15 protein-coding genes are annotated in these 13315 nt (G+C 63.2%); 10 read left to right on the top strand and 5 right to left on the bottom strand.

Features of this window, described 5'->3' with window-relative positions:
* Positions 1–8 precede the first annotated feature (8 nt).
* The 10 genes from rsfS (at position 9) to BN1134_RS09405 (ending at position 8914) form a co-directional block, all read left to right on the top strand.
* Positions 9–347: a ribosome silencing factor gene (gene rsfS / locus BN1134_RS19675; protein ID WP_042046839.1), complete on the top strand. Its 339-nt coding sequence runs from the start codon at positions 9–11 to the stop codon at positions 345–347.
* Between the two features lie 3 nt (positions 348–350).
* Complete coding sequence (gene rlmH / locus BN1134_RS19670; protein WP_042046838.1) at positions 351–818, top strand: 23S rRNA (pseudouridine(1915)-N(3))-methyltransferase RlmH; 468 nt, start codon at positions 351–353, stop codon at positions 816–818.
* A 39-nt stretch (positions 819–857) separates the two neighbouring features.
* Positions 858–2768, top strand: a complete 1911-nt coding sequence (mrdA, locus tag BN1134_RS09440; RefSeq protein WP_042046837.1) for a penicillin-binding protein 2 — start codon at positions 858–860, stop codon at positions 2766–2768.
* Positions 2761–3864 carry a rod shape-determining protein RodA gene (gene rodA / locus BN1134_RS09435; RefSeq protein WP_042046836.1) on the top strand — a complete coding sequence of 368 codons (1104 nt, stop codon included), beginning with the start codon at positions 2761–2763 and terminating at the stop codon, positions 3862–3864. Before mrdA ends, rodA begins: the two co-directional genes overlap by 8 nt.
* A 105-nt stretch (positions 3865–3969) precedes the next feature.
* The gene (locus tag BN1134_RS09430) at positions 3970–4782 is read left to right on the top strand and encodes a septal ring lytic transglycosylase RlpA family protein (protein WP_052449461.1); all 813 of its coding nucleotides are present in this window, start codon (positions 3970–3972) and stop codon (positions 4780–4782) included.
* A gap of 113 nt (positions 4783–4895) precedes the next feature.
* Entirely contained in the window at positions 4896–6065 is a 1170-nt protein-coding gene (locus BN1134_RS09425; protein WP_042046835.1) for a D-alanyl-D-alanine carboxypeptidase family protein, read from the top strand.
* Positions 6066–6307: 242 nt separating this feature from the next.
* Entirely contained in the window at positions 6308–6571 is a 264-nt protein-coding gene (ybeD, locus tag BN1134_RS09420; protein ID WP_042046834.1) for a DUF493 family protein YbeD, read from the top strand.
* Between the two features lie 57 nt (positions 6572–6628).
* A complete protein-coding gene (gene lipB / locus BN1134_RS09415; protein WP_042046833.1) occupies positions 6629–7285 on the top strand; it encodes a lipoyl(octanoyl) transferase LipB in 657 nt (218 codons plus the stop codon).
* On the top strand, positions 7282–8247 hold the full coding sequence (gene lipA / locus BN1134_RS09410; RefSeq protein ID WP_042046831.1) for a lipoyl synthase: 966 nt from the start codon (positions 7282–7284) through the stop codon (positions 8245–8247). Before lipB ends, lipA begins: the two co-directional genes overlap by 4 nt.
* Before the next feature lie 109 nt (positions 8248–8356).
* On the top strand, positions 8357–8914 hold the full coding sequence (locus BN1134_RS09405) for an RBBP9/YdeN family alpha/beta hydrolase (RefSeq protein WP_042046830.1): 558 nt from the start codon (positions 8357–8359) through the stop codon (positions 8912–8914).
* 48 nt (positions 8915–8962) lie between these two features.
* Here the strand turns inward: BN1134_RS09405 and BN1134_RS09400 are convergent, their stop codons facing one another.
* From BN1134_RS09400 to BN1134_RS09380, 5 genes are all read right to left on the bottom strand, one after another.
* Positions 8963–10162: an acetate kinase gene (locus tag BN1134_RS09400; RefSeq protein ID WP_042046829.1), complete on the bottom strand. Its 1200-nt coding sequence runs from the start codon at positions 10160–10162 to the stop codon at positions 8963–8965.
* A gap of 120 nt (positions 10163–10282) precedes the next feature.
* A complete protein-coding gene (locus tag BN1134_RS09395; protein WP_042046828.1) occupies positions 10283–10747 on the bottom strand; it encodes a NanQ anomerase/TabA/YiaL family protein in 465 nt (154 codons plus the stop codon).
* A gap of 165 nt (positions 10748–10912) precedes the next feature.
* On the bottom strand, positions 10913–12019 hold the full coding sequence (locus tag BN1134_RS09390) for a 1-acyl-sn-glycerol-3-phosphate acyltransferase (protein WP_042046827.1): 1107 nt from the start codon (positions 12017–12019) through the stop codon (positions 10913–10915).
* A gap of 127 nt (positions 12020–12146) precedes the next feature.
* Positions 12147–12842 carry an aspartate/glutamate racemase family protein gene (locus tag BN1134_RS09385; protein WP_042046826.1) on the bottom strand — a complete coding sequence of 232 codons (696 nt, stop codon included), beginning with the start codon at positions 12840–12842 and terminating at the stop codon, positions 12147–12149.
* A gap of 52 nt (positions 12843–12894) precedes the next feature.
* The coding region (locus tag BN1134_RS09380; RefSeq protein WP_042046825.1) for a LysE family translocator at positions 12895–13315 on the bottom strand (421 nt) is incomplete at its 5' end.

The raw sequence follows: 13315 nt of genomic DNA, 5'->3' as shown, positions 1-13315 counted from the left end.
GAAGGTCATTGCAAGGCACCGCACTTCACGCCTTTATCGTCGACAAGATCGATGACATGAAGGGCCGCGACATCGTCACTCTGGACGTGCGTGGCAAGTCCACCATCACCGACACCCTCATCATCTGCTCCGGCAACTCCAACCGTCATGTCCGCTCCATCGCCGACCATGTCGCCAGCGAGGCCCGCCATATGGGCAACGAGCCGCTCAGCGTCGAGGGGCAGGAGACCGGTGAGTGGGTGCTGGTGGATCTGGGCGAGGTGATCGTCCACGTGATGCAGGATGAATATCGCGACTTCTATCAACTGGAAAAGCTGTGGGGCGGCGCCCCAGTCGAAGCGGCCTGACCGATGAAGATCCAGTTGATTGCGGTGGGCACCAAGATGCCTGCCTGGGTCGAGCACGGCTTCGAAGAGTATCGACGCCGCTTCCCCAAGGACATGCCGTTTGAGCTGGTCGAAATCACGGCCGGCAAGCGCGGCAAAAACGCCGACATTCCCCGCATCCTGCAAAAAGAGGGAGAGGCCATGCTGGCGGCCGCGGGCCGTTCACGGCTCGTCACCCTCGACATCCCGGGCAAACCCTGGACCACAGAGCAGCTTGCCGGTCAGCTCGAGGCGTGGAAGCTCGATGGCCGTGACGTGGCGCTGCTGGTCGGCGGCCCGGAAGGGCTCTCCCCCGAGTGCAAACAGGCCGCCGAGCAGAGCTGGTCACTCTCCCCGCTCACCCTGCCCCACCCATTGGTGCGGGTACTGGTGGCCGAGAGCCTGTACCGGGCTTGGAGCATCACCACCAACCACCCCTACCACCGGGAATAGGGTCGCCATGAATTCGAGTTCCATGCGCAAGGAGCCCCGATGCTGAAACAACGGGTCCAGATGCGCGATCACAGCGCCGAGGGCGGTCTGTTCTTCCGCCGAACCCTGGTCGCCTACATCGGGATGGTCATCCTGATGCTGGTGCTGTTCGGCAATCTCTACTATCTGCAGGTGGAGGCTTACGACACCTACCAGACCCGCTCCAACGACAACCGCATCCGCGTGGTGCCGGTGGCACCGACCCGTGGCCTCATCTATGACGCCAACGGCGTGCTGCTGGCCGAGAACCGCCCCGTCTATAGCCTCGAGATCATCCCCGAAGAGGCCGGCGACATCGACAAGATGGCCGACGAGCTGATCACCCTGCTCGAACTGCCGGAGGGCACCAAGGAGAAGTTCCTGGCCGAGACCAAGCGCCAGCGTCGCTTCAAGCCGGTGCCGCTCTATGAAAAACTCACCGAAAAGCAGGTGGCCCTGTTCTCGGTCAACCAGCACCGCTACCCGGGCGCCAGCATCGAGGCCTACCTCAAGCGTTACTATCCGTTTGGCGATACCCTGACCCACGCCCTGGGCTATGTGGCCAAGATCAATGCCCGCGACGTGGAGCGCCTCGATGGCGAGGGCAAGCTCTCCAACTACGCCGCCACCAAGGATATCGGCAAGCAGGGGGTGGAGAAGTATTACGAAGAGGTACTGCACGGGGTGGCCGGCTATCAGGAGGTCGAGGTCAACAACCGCGGCCGGGTGGTGCGCACCCTGAAATTCCAGCCCCCTGAGCCGGGCAAGGATATCTACCTCAATATCGACATCCGCCTGCAACTGCGCGCCCAGCAGCTGCTGGCTGGCCGGCGCGGCGCCATCGTCATGATGGAGCCCAAGACCGGCGCCATCCTGGCGATGGAGTCGAGCCCGAGTTATGACCCCAACCTGTTCGTGACCGGCATCTCCACCACCAACTACTCGGGCCTGCTCAACGATCCGGCCCGCCCCCTGGTCAACCGGACCACCCAGGGGATCTACGCCCCGGCCTCCACGGTCAAGCCGCTGATGTCGGTGATGGGTCTCAACGAGGGGGCCATCACGCCGGGCTACCGCTACTTCGGCGGCCCGACCTACTCCATCCCCGGCACCACCAAGAAGTTCCGCGACTGGAAGAAGTGGGGCCACGGCTGGCTCGATGTCTACCGCGCCATCGAGGTGTCGGCAGACACCTACTTCTACGATCTCGCCTACCGGGTCGGCATCGATCGCATCAACGAGTACATGACCAAGTTCGGCTTCGGCCAGTACAGCGGTGTCGATCTCTATGAGGAGACCCGCGGCGTCATGCCGTCACGGGAGTGGAAACGCAAGCGCTGGCGCCAGCCCTGGTTCCAGGGTGACACCATCTCGATCGGCATCGGCCAGGGCTACTGGAGCGCCACGCCGATGCAGCTGGCGCGCGCCATCAGCATCCTGACCCAGAACGGCCACGACGTGACCCCGCACCTGCTCAAGCGCACCACCACGGCGACCAGCAGCGAGGACGCCCCGCTCAACCCCAATATCGCCTTGCAGGTGAAGGATGAGAACTACTGGAAGGTGGCGCGCGAGGGGATGTGGCGCGTCATCAACGGCCACGAGGGCACCGGGCGCAAGGCCTTCGCCAAGACCCCCTATGTGGCGGCTGGCAAGTCCGGTACCGCCCAGGTGATCGGCATGAAGGAGAACCAGACCTACAACGCCAAGGCCCTGAAAGAGGAGCACCGTGACAACGCCCTGTTCGTCTCGTTTGCCCCCTACGAGGACCCCAAGGCGGTGATCGCCCTGGTGCTGGAAAACGCCGGCGGCGGCAGTACCAACGCCGCCCCGGTGGCGCGCGCCATGTTTGACGCCCTGCTGCTGCAACCGGACTCGCAGCTGCCTCCTATTCCTCCCCACCTCGTCAAGCCGGAGGCCCGCCATGAGTAATTCGGATCGCCGTACCAGCATCTGGTATCGCATGCACATCGACCTGCCATTGCTGCTCGGGCTGCTGGCCGTGATGGCCCTCTCCATGGTGGTGCTCTACTCGGCCTCCGGGCAGAGCATGGAGGATCTGCTGCGCCAGATGATGCGTGGCGCCCTCTCCCTGGTGGTGATGCTGGTCATGGCCCAATTTACCCCCAGCTTCTATGCCCGCTGGGCCATGCCGCTGTTCGTGGTGGTGGTGCTGCTGCTGATCGCGGTGGACGTGTTCGGCCACATCGGCAAGGGGGCCCAGCGCTGGCTCGATCTCGGCTTCATGAAGTTCCAACCCTCCGAGCTGATGAAGCTCTCCATGCCCATCATGGTGGCGGTCTGGCTCAGCCGGCATCCGCTGCCGCCCAAACTCGGCCACCTGATCATCGCCATCATGCTGGTGCTGGTTCCCACCCTGCTCATCGCCGCCCAGCCCGATCTCGGTACCTCGATCCTGGTGGCGGCATCGGGCTTTTTCGTCATCTTCCTCGCCGGCATCAGCTGGTGGCTCATCGGCTTTGCCGTGCTGCTCATCGCCGCGTTTCTGCCGGTCTTGTGGTTCTTCCTGATGCACGACTATCAGCGCCAGCGGGTGCTGATGCTGATCGACCCGGAGAAGGACCCGCTCGGCCGCGGCTATCACATCATCCAGTCCAAGATTGCCATCGGCTCCGGCGGCATCTTCGGCAAGGGGTGGTTGCAGGGCACCCAGTCCCAGCTCGAGTTCCTGCCCGAGCGCCACACCGACTTCATCTTCGCGGTCTACAGCGAGGAGTTCGGCCTCATCGGCGTGGCGATCCTGCTGCTGCTCTATCTCTATGTGATCAGCCGCAGTCTCTACATCTCGATGCAGGCGCAAAACAGCTTCGAGCGCCTGCTCGGCGGGGCGCTGACCCTCACCTTCTTCGTCTATGTGTTCGTCAACATGGGGATGGTGAGCGGCATCCTGCCGGTGGTGGGGGTACCGCTGCCGCTGGTGAGCTATGGCGGCACCTCCATGGTGACCCTGATGGCGGGCTTTGGCATCCTGATGTCCATTCACACCCACAGGCGCCTGCTGGCATAGTCTGTCGCACGCCTTCCCGGCCAGGGGAGGTGTGCCCTTTGCCGCCATGTTAGGATGATTTTCGTCTGCCGCAGCCGGCACCGGTCAGCCACCGATGGGGAATCCATGATCCAGCTTCGCTCTCTTGCCTTTGGCCTGCTCGGCCTGTGGTTGGCCCTGTGCGATCAGCCAGCCGTTGCCGCCAGTGCGCAGCCCCCCCTCTATCAGCTGCTGGCCCAGGCAAACCAGGCCCCCGCGCACCCGCGCCACCACGCCACCCGCAGCAAGGCGCCGACCCGCCAGCCCGCATCACCCACCCACTGGCAGCACAACGGCGGCTACCGCGCGACCGGCACCGCCTCCTGGCTTGCCACCTCCCTCGACGGGCGCCGTACCGCCAACGGCGAGATCATGAACAGCCGCCGCTTCACCGCGGCGCACCGCACCCTGCCGCTCGGCAGCATGGTGCGAGTCACCAACCTAGCGAACGGTCGCCAGGTGATCGTCGAAGTCAACGATCGCGGCCCCTTCAACCGCCATCTGCTGATCGACGTAACCCGCGCGGCCGCCATCGAGCTTGGCATGCACCGCCGTGGTACCGCCCGCGTCAGGGTCGAGACGGTGAGCCGGGCCACCGCCCGAGCCGAGCTGCGCCAGAGCGGGCGTCACGAGAGCGCCAACCCAGCGCGCCACGTCAAAGCTGCCCAGCACACCGCCACCGTCAAGGGCAAGCGGATCCAGGTAGCCAGCGGCGCTCACAAGCAGAAGCTGGTGGCCGAAGGCCAGAAATTGCAGCAGCAGTTTGGTCTGCCCTACCAGGTACTGGGCAAGGGGCAGCACTACCGCCTGGTGCTGGGGCCGGTCGAGGCCTCTAGGCAGAAGACGCAGCTACGCAAGGTGCAGCGTCACGGTCATCCCCAGGCCTTTTTCGTCAATTGAACGCCAGATAGCGCCCTTCGCCGCTGTGACGAAGGGTGCGATCTGGTATAGTGAAACCCGTTTTTTTGTTCCGGGGGCTCTCTTGGCCCCACTAGGCACGCAGGAAATCCAAGATGTCGAAATTCGTTAAATCGCTGCTTCTCACCACCCTGGCCGGGACTGCTGCCTTCGCCAGCGCCGAACCGGTCATGGTTCCTTCCGCTCCTGCCATCGCCGCCAAGGCGTATGTGCTGATGGACTACTACACCGGCCAGCTGCTGGTGCAGGAGAATGCCGAAGAGCGCCTCCCCCCCGCCAGTCTGACCAAGATGATGACCTCCTACATCGTCGGCTATGAGCTGGCCAAGGGGAACATCAAGCGTGACGACATGGTCACCATCAGTCAGAACGCCTGGTCGAAGAACTACTCCGACTCCTCCAAGATGTTCATCGAGGTGGGCAAGCAGGTCTCTGTCGATGATCTCAACAAGGGGATCATCATCCAGTCCGGCAACGACGCCTGTGTCGCCATGGCCGAGCACATCGCCGGCAGCACCGACTCCTTCGCCAGCCTGATGAACACCTGGGCTGCCAAGCTCGGCATGAAGAACAGCCACTTCATGAACCCGCACGGCCTGCACGATCCGGAGCACTACTCCACCGCCCACGACATGGCGATCCTGGGCCAGGCGCTGATCCGCGATCTGCCCGAGGAGTACAAGATCTACTCCCAGAAGTCGTTCGTCTTCAACGGCATCACCCAGCACAACCGTAACCGCCTGCTGTGGGACAGCTCCCTCAACGTCGATGGCATCAAGACCGGCCACGTCAGCGAGATCGGTTACAACCTGGTGGCATCGGCCTCCAACAAGGAGGGGATGCGCCTCATCTCCGTGGTGATGGGCACCGATAGCGAGCGGATCCGTGCCGAGGAGAGCAAGAAGCTGCTGACCTACGGCTTCCGCTTCTTCCAGACCCTGACTCCGTACAAGGCCGGCTCCGAGCTGGTGACCCAGAAGATCTGGATGGGTGACAAGTCCACCGTCAAGCTGGGCGTCGACAAGGACGTGGCCGTGACCATCACCCGTGGCCAGGCCGACAAGCTCAAGGCCGACTTCCAGCTCGAGAATGAACTGAAGGCGCCGCTGGCCAAGGGTCAGCAAGTGGGCACCGTGTTCCTCAAGATCGGCGATAAGGAGGTGACTCAGGTGCCGCTGGTCGCCCTGGAAGAGGTGCAGGAAGGCAACATGCTGAGCCGCATCTGGGATTACCTGATGATGCTGGTGCAGAGCTTCTTCAAATAAGCTCTCTCTCGCATGCAAACGGCGCCCCGATGGGCGCCGTTTTTGTTTCTAGTGTAATAACCTTGTTGTTTGCCGGTTTCACCCTCCCCGAATTTGTGGTAAAAAGCAGCACCTCCGCCACTCTTGCCGGGTTGATGACAGGTTGAAACGTCGCCGGTTTGCCCTCATATAGAGTTTAATCCCCTCGGGGATGGCGCGAGACAATCCATGGGCCGGCGCCACGGCCCCAGAAAGGTGATGCAATGAATACCAAGTTTGATGAGCTGCTCGATTTCCCCTGCGATTTCCCCTTCAAGGTGCTGGGGATCGCCGATCCGGTACTGCCGGAGCGCGTGGTGGAAGTGCTGCAACTGCATGCTCCCGGCACCTATACCCCGACCGTTCGACCGAGCACCAAGGGCAACTACCACTCCGTCAGCGTGACCGTGGTCGCCCAGAGCAAGGAACATATCGAGGCCATGTACACCGCCCTCGGTAATATCGAACAGGTGCGTTACGTCCTGTAAGACCCCTCTTCGCCCCGTATCACGGGGCGATAGATTTTTCAGCCCTTCGAGGAAGCGATGTTGCTGGACTCTGCCACCCCACTGATTGTCCGCCAGCTTGGCCGCCGTCCCTATCAGGCGGTGTGGGATGCCATGAAGGCCTTCACCGACAGCCGAACCCCCGACACCCCGGATGAGTTCTGGCTGGTCGAGCACGACCCTGTCTACACCCAAGGCCAGGCCGGCAAGGCGGAGCATCTGCTCGCCCCCGGCGATATTCCCGTGGTGCAGAGCGATCGGGGGGGCCAGATCACCTATCACGGCCCGGGTCAGCTGGTGCTTTACGTACTGGTCGACGTGCGCCGCAGCCATCTGTCGGTACGTGAGCTGGTCAGCGCGCTGGAGGAGGCGATCATCGCCACTCTGGCCCACTGGCGCATCGATGCCTATGCCAAGCCGGACGCCCCCGGCGTCTATGTCGACAACGCCAAGATAGCGTCGCTCGGCCTGCGTATCCGCAAGGGCTGCTCGTTCCACGGACTGGCGCTGAACATCAACATGGACTTGTCTCCTTTCCTGCGTATCAACCCATGCGGCTATGCCGGCATGGTGATGACCCAGGCCTGCGCACTGGGTGGCCCCCAGCGCGTCGCCGACGCGGCCCCGGTCCTGGTGACCGAACTGGCACGCCGTATCGGCTACCACACAATAACGAACACCGAGAGTGAATCATGAGCAAACCCATTCGTATGGAGCCGGGCGTCAAGCTGCGTGATGCCGACAAGATGGCCCTGATCCCGGTCAAGTTCATGCCGGATCCCAACGAGGAGATCCTGCGCAAGCCCGACTGGATGCGGATCAAGCTGCCACCGAGCAGCCAGAAGATCGAGCACATCAAGAGCACCTTGCGCAAGAACAAGCTGCACTCGGTGTGCGAGGAGGCCTCCTGCCCCAACCTGGCCGAGTGCTTCAACCACGGCACCGCCACCTTCATGATCATGGGCGCCATCTGCACCCGCCGCTGCCCCTTCTGCGACGTGGCCCACGGCCGCCCGCTGGCGCTCGATCCCGATGAGCCCAGGAAGCTGGCCCAGACCATCAAGGAGATGAACCTGCGCTACGTGGTCATCACCTCGGTCGATCGCGACGATCTGCGCGACGGCGGTGCCCAGCACTTCGCCGAGTGCATCCGCGAGATCCGCGAGCACAGCCCGCAGACCCGCATCGAGATCCTGACCCCGGATTTCCGTGGCCGGATGGAGCAGGCGCTCGAGGTGTTCCGTGAGACCCCGCCGGACGTGTTCAACCACAACCTGGAGACGGCGCCGCGCATGTACCGGCTGGCCCGCCCCGGCGCCGACTACAAGTGGTCGCTCGAGCTGCTGCGCCGCATCAAGGAGATGCACCCCGATGTGCCGACCAAGTCCGGTCTGATGATGGGCCTTGGTGAGACCAACGAGGAGATCGTCGAGGTACTCAAGGATCTGCGCGAGCACGGGGTCAACATGCTGACCCTGGGCCAGTACCTGCAACCGAGCCGCCACCACCTGCCGGTGAAGCGCTACGTGCCGCCCGCCGAGTTCGACCAGCTCAAAGAGGTGGCGATGGAGCTGGGCTTTAGTCACGCCGCCTGCGGCCCCTTCGTGCGATCCTCCTATCACGCCGACCTGCAAGCCAAGGGCGAAGAGGTCAAGTGATCGAAAAGGGGGCGCTGCGGCGCCCCCTCTTTTTCCCCCATCCGGGCGCAGTCACGCCACCCCATTTCGCGTTATCATGGCCACTCCTGTCTCTGTATGGAGCCCCGCCATGCCCCGCGTCGTCGTCATCCATGGCTATACCGCCACGCCTAGCGCCAACTGGTTTCCCTGGTTGCAACAGCAGTTAGCGCAGCAGGATGTCGAGTGCCTGGTGCCCGCCATGCCGGACTCTCATCGCCCCGCCGCACCGGCGTGGGATGCGGCGCTGGACGCCGTGCTGGCCGCCCCCTCACCCGATACCGTGCTGGTTGGCCATAGCCTCGGCTGCATCACGGCGCTGCGCTATCTCGAGCGACAGCCGGCCAGCGTGCATATCGGCGGCCTGGTGCTGGTCTCCGGCTTCTCGCAGCCGGTGCCTACCCTGCCTGAGCTCGATCCCTTCATGGAGCCGGCCTACCACCCTCAGCGCATTCGGCGTCAGGTGCCGCAGCGGCGGGTGATCGCCGCCAGCGACGATGACATAGTGCCGTTTTCCTACTCCCAACACCTGGCCTGGGAGCTGGCCGCCCCGCTGCACCGGGTCGAGCGCGGCGGGCACTTCATCGACCGTGATGGCTTTACCCGCTTTCCCCTGCTGCTAGAGACGCTGCAACCCCTGCTGAGCTGAAATGCAAAAGGCCCGGCAATGCCGGGCCTTTTCACGTCATGGGGATGCTTAGGCGACCAGTTCGATGGCGTCGCGGGCGATCACCCACTCTTCGTTGGTCGGGATCACCAGGGCAGGACGGCTCTCCTTGGTGGTGATGAGCCCCTCGCCACCCAGTACGGCGGCGGCGTTGGCCTCACTGTCTACCTTGAAACCGAACAGGCCGAGGCGCTCGAGGATCATCTCGCGGATCATGGCGGCGTTCTCGCCGATGCCACCGGTAAAGACCACCGCATCGAGACGGCCATCCATGGCGGCCGCATAAGCGCCGACATACTTGGCCACCCGGTAGGTGAAGACATCCACGGCGCGCTTGGCACCGGCATCAGTCTCGTAGTTGCTGGTCGAGTAGCGGCAGTCGCTGCTCGCCTCGGTCAGGCCGAGCAGGCCGGACTGCTTGGTCAGCAGGGTGTTGATCTCATCGACCGAGTAACCCAGCTTGTCGTGCAGGAAGAAGACGATGGCCGGATCGATGTCACCGGAGCGGGTGCCCATGGCCAGCCCTTCCAGCGGGGTCAGCCCCATTGAGGTGTCGACCGACTTGCCGCCCTTGATAGCGCAAACCGAGGCACCGTTACCCAGGTGGCAGTTGATGATGTTGACCTCATCAAGCGGCTTGCCGAGCGCCTTGGCGGCCTCTTCGGCGATGAAACGGTGGGAGGTGCCGTGGGCGCCGTAACGACGGATGGCATGCTCCTGGTAGAGCTTGTACGGCAGGGCGTAGAGGTAGGCTTCCTCTGGCAGGCTCTGGTGGAAGGCGGTGTCAAACACGGCCACGTTCTTGTCGGCCAGTTGCGGGAACACCTTGAGTGCGGCACGGATACCGATCAGGTGCGCCGGGTTGTGCAGCGGGGCAAACGGGATGGCGGCTTCGATACCGGCAATCACCTCGTCATCGACCCGTACCGAGCTGGAGAAGCGCTCACCGCCGTGTACGATGCGATGACCGATGGCCACCAGTTGGGCCGCCAGAGTGGGATCCTGGCTCAGGATCTGATTCACGATGAAGTCGAGTGCTTCCTGGTGGGCAGCGCCGGCCCCCAGCATGGCTTCCCCTTTCACGCCATGCAGTTTCCATTTGATGCGGGCGTCATCCAGGTTGAAGCACTCGGCCAGACCGGAGAGACAGGCGTCACCGGTTGCGGCATCCATCACTGCAAACTTGAGAGAGGAACTACCGCAGTTCAGGATCAATACCAACTTGCTCATTTTCAGATTCTTCCTGTGGTGCGGCTCGTGCCGCGTTGTTTCATCCACATGGGACAGGATCCCCGAGCCGGGGTCGTGTATGGCCGCCCAGGCAGCCAATTTTTCAATTCGTTGCGGCCATCAGGCCAGCAGGGATTTGTGCACCTTCACCACCAACTTGCGCACCGGCGCCGGCAGCCCCAGCGTGCAGAGCGGGCGATGCAGCTCGCCCGGGTAGAAGACGGCGAAGTCACCGGGGCGCATGGCCAGCCAGCTCTCCTGCTCCACCTCCACAAACCAGAGATCCGGATGGGGGTGGCTGAGCCCTTCCAGGCGGTACTGCTGGGGGCCGACCCCAATCCACTCGCGACCGGAGAGCAGCAGCTGGATGTCCAGATACTCCTGATGAAACTCGCCGCGGCGCTCGTCGAGCGGCTCGGTGAGATCCTCCTGCACCAGGCAAAAGAGATGATCGCCATCCACATCGACACGGCCGATGGAGCGCCCCTCCCAATGCTCGACGGAGATCACCACCTCACGCATGATGCGCTCGAGAACGGGGGGCAGGGTGGCACGCTCGAGTGCCTGCAGGTTACCGGTTATCATCCAGGGCCTCACTAGGGTCCATTAATGGGGTGACGGGCCTACCGCCGCGCTGGTCACTTCGTACCAGCTGAAACAATGTTACCACCATCTTGCCATAGGCAATATTGACCAGAAACAAAAACGGGAGCTTGCGCTCCCATTTTTATAAACTCGTGATGCAAATCATCAAATATTTTTCGCGTTTTCTACCGGTTTAGCATACATGGCACGCCAGAGATCACGTAATTCGGCCGGCACCTTGTCCAGCCGCTCGGCATAAGCGGTCGCTTCGTCGGCGCTGGCCTTGTCACGTTCACCGGCCGCCAGGAAGTTGTTCGCAAACAGGTGGTAGCTGCTCCAGATGGTGCGATCGATGAGGGCCGCCAACCCATCCGGATCGTCAAACCCATCCCGGATCGGGGCGCCGAAGGCGACATGCACCCGCCCCTTCTGGCCGACGATACCGGCTACGATGCTCTCGATGTCCTCGAACTCGCCCTTCTCGTAGCGGCCATGATGGGCCTTCTCGTACAGCTCGCGCGCCTTGGCCAGATCGGTCGGATCGCACTCGTAGGAGATGCTGACCGGCACTATGTTGAGACGGGCCATGTAATCGGCAAACGCCAGCTTCTGCTTCTTGCCTTCCATGTAGAACATCTTGAGGATGGCCGGATCGGTGCGATCATCCCCATCCTTGGCCCGCCCCTCTTTCTGCGCAATCCAGATGGAGTGGCCGCCGGCGAGCGACTCGCCGATGTAAGCGGAGAGATCCCCGAGCGTCTTCATCAGCTCGCGCGGCCCCTTGGCGGAGCGCTTGACGATGAAGCTCTTGTTGAGCTTCATCAGCTCGGTGGCACAGGGCTTGCGAAGCAGGTTGTCGCCGATGGCGATGCGCACCGTGTCAAAGCCGTTGTTAAACAGCCCCCAGTTGACGAAGGCGGGGTCCATGGCGATGTCGCGGTGGTTGGAGACAAACAGATAGCCCTTACCCGGCTCAAGGTGCTCGAGGCCGGAGAAGGTCACGCCACGGGTCGAGCCGGCGATCATGTGCTCCATGTAGCGACTGACCCCGAGCTGCACCTGGCGCACCGTCGTGACGCCCGCCCACTTGCGGCGCAGCACAGCACGGATCAGCGGGCGGATCGCCCAGCCAAGCCAGCCGACCAGATTGCCGAAGCGATAGCGGGCAATGGCGCCGATGAATTCGTCATCCTGGACGAGGCGTTCGATGGCGCCGGCCACCTCGTCATCGTTGTAAGGGCGGATCTCCGCAAATCTGTCTACTTCTGCCACTCTCTGAGCCTTTCTCTTCGGGGAAAGGGGGCCATCCCCCCATTGCAGGGCGCAATTTTACACGCTTTTCCCCATCCGGGTACGTGGGGCAAACAGATATATGAGATCTGACGGGTGAATTGCCGAGCTAATCGGCCAGCGCCCACCCCACCGCCGCCTCGGCATGCAGCATCGTGGTGTCGTAGAGCGGCACCGCGCTATGGCACTCCCCGACCAGCAGGGCAATTTCGGTACACCCCAGGATCACCGCCTCGGCCCCCTCTTTCGCCAGCTGCGCGATGATATCGAGATAGGCTTGCCGCGAGGCCTCATGCACCTGCCCAAGGCAGAGCTCGTCGTAGATGATGCGGTGCACCCGCTCGCGTCCCACCTCGTCCGGCACTAGCACCTCAAGGCCGAAGCGCTCGGCGAGGCGTTCCCGGTAGAACTCCTGCTCCATGGTAAAGCGAGTGCCAAGCAACCCCACCTTGCGCACCCCGTCGGCCACCAGCCGCTCCCCGGTTGCATCGGCGATGTGCAGCAGCGGGATCGCCACCGTCGCTTCAATAACCCCGGCCACCTTGTGCATGGTGTTGGTGGCGATCAGCAGAAAATCGGCGCCGCCCAGCTCAAGGGAGCGGGCCGCCTCCGCCAGCACCTGCCCCGCCTCGTCCCATTGCCCTGCCATCTGCAATCGCTCAATCTCGGCAAAATCCACGCTGTGCAGCAGGACTCGCGCCGAGTGCAGGCCACCGAGGCGCGCCCGCACACCCCGGTTGAGCGCCTGATAGTAGCTCACGGTCGACTCCCAGCTCATGCCCCCCAGCACACCGATGCAACGCATAACCCACTCCTTATGAGTAAAAAAGGCCCCGCAGGGCCAACAAGACAGACGTCTAGATCCAGATCATCAGCACACAGGCCGCCGTGGCGATCCCCATGCCGAGGTTAAAACGCCGCCAGCCGCGCGGCGTGCTGATGAGGCGCCGCACCTGGGCACCAAACAGCACCCAGAAGGCGCCGGTATAGAGGCCGGTACAGAAAAAGATGGCCAGCACCCAGAAGGCGGAAGGCCAGTAAGCCTCCCCGGCCAGGGTGAAGCCGCCGATGGCAGAGAGCGCCATCATCCACGCCTTGGGATTGAGCAGTTGCAGCAGTGCTCCCTGATGGGCCGCAATGAGGGGGCGATGCCCCTCCGCCGGGCCCGATGCCGTGGCCACCTTCCAGGCCAGCCAGAGCAGATAGAGCGAGCCGGCCACCTTGAGCAGCGCATGCAGCAGCGGCAGCCGCTCGAAGAGCACCCCGAGCCCCAGCGCC

This window comes from Aeromonas simiae (genome assembly GCF_000820125.1).
GTDB classification, from domain to species: Bacteria; Pseudomonadota; Gammaproteobacteria; order Enterobacterales; family Aeromonadaceae; genus Aeromonas; species Aeromonas simiae.
Note: the sequence above shows the minus strand (reverse complement) of the source record. Positions and strands in the feature narration are given on the sequence as shown.

Coding starts and splice junctions, on each gene's coding strand:
- rlmH (WP_042046838.1), top strand. CDS start 351: ATGAAGATCCAGTTGATTGCGGTGGGCACCAAGATGCCTGCCTGGGTC.
- mrdA (WP_042046837.1), top strand. CDS start 858: ATGCTGAAACAACGGGTCCAGATGCGCGATCACAGCGCCGAGGGCGGT.
- rodA (WP_042046836.1), top strand. CDS start 2,761: ATGAGTAATTCGGATCGCCGTACCAGCATCTGGTATCGCATGCACATC.
- BN1134_RS09430 (WP_052449461.1), top strand. CDS start 3,970: ATGATCCAGCTTCGCTCTCTTGCCTTTGGCCTGCTCGGCCTGTGGTTG.
- BN1134_RS09425 (WP_042046835.1), top strand. CDS start 4,896: ATGTCGAAATTCGTTAAATCGCTGCTTCTCACCACCCTGGCCGGGACT.
- ybeD (WP_042046834.1), top strand. CDS start 6,308: ATGAATACCAAGTTTGATGAGCTGCTCGATTTCCCCTGCGATTTCCCC.
- lipB (WP_042046833.1), top strand. CDS start 6,629: ATGTTGCTGGACTCTGCCACCCCACTGATTGTCCGCCAGCTTGGCCGC.
- lipA (WP_042046831.1), top strand. CDS start 7,282: ATGAGCAAACCCATTCGTATGGAGCCGGGCGTCAAGCTGCGTGATGCC.
- BN1134_RS09405 (WP_042046830.1), top strand. CDS start 8,357: ATGCCCCGCGTCGTCGTCATCCATGGCTATACCGCCACGCCTAGCGCC.
- BN1134_RS09400 (WP_042046829.1), bottom strand. CDS start 10,162: ATGAGCAAGTTGGTATTGATCCTGAACTGCGGTAGTTCCTCTCTCAAG.
- BN1134_RS09395 (WP_042046828.1), bottom strand. CDS start 10,747: ATGATAACCGGTAACCTGCAGGCACTCGAGCGTGCCACCCTGCCCCCC.
- BN1134_RS09385 (WP_042046826.1), bottom strand. CDS start 12,842: ATGCGTTGCATCGGTGTGCTGGGGGGCATGAGCTGGGAGTCGACCGTG.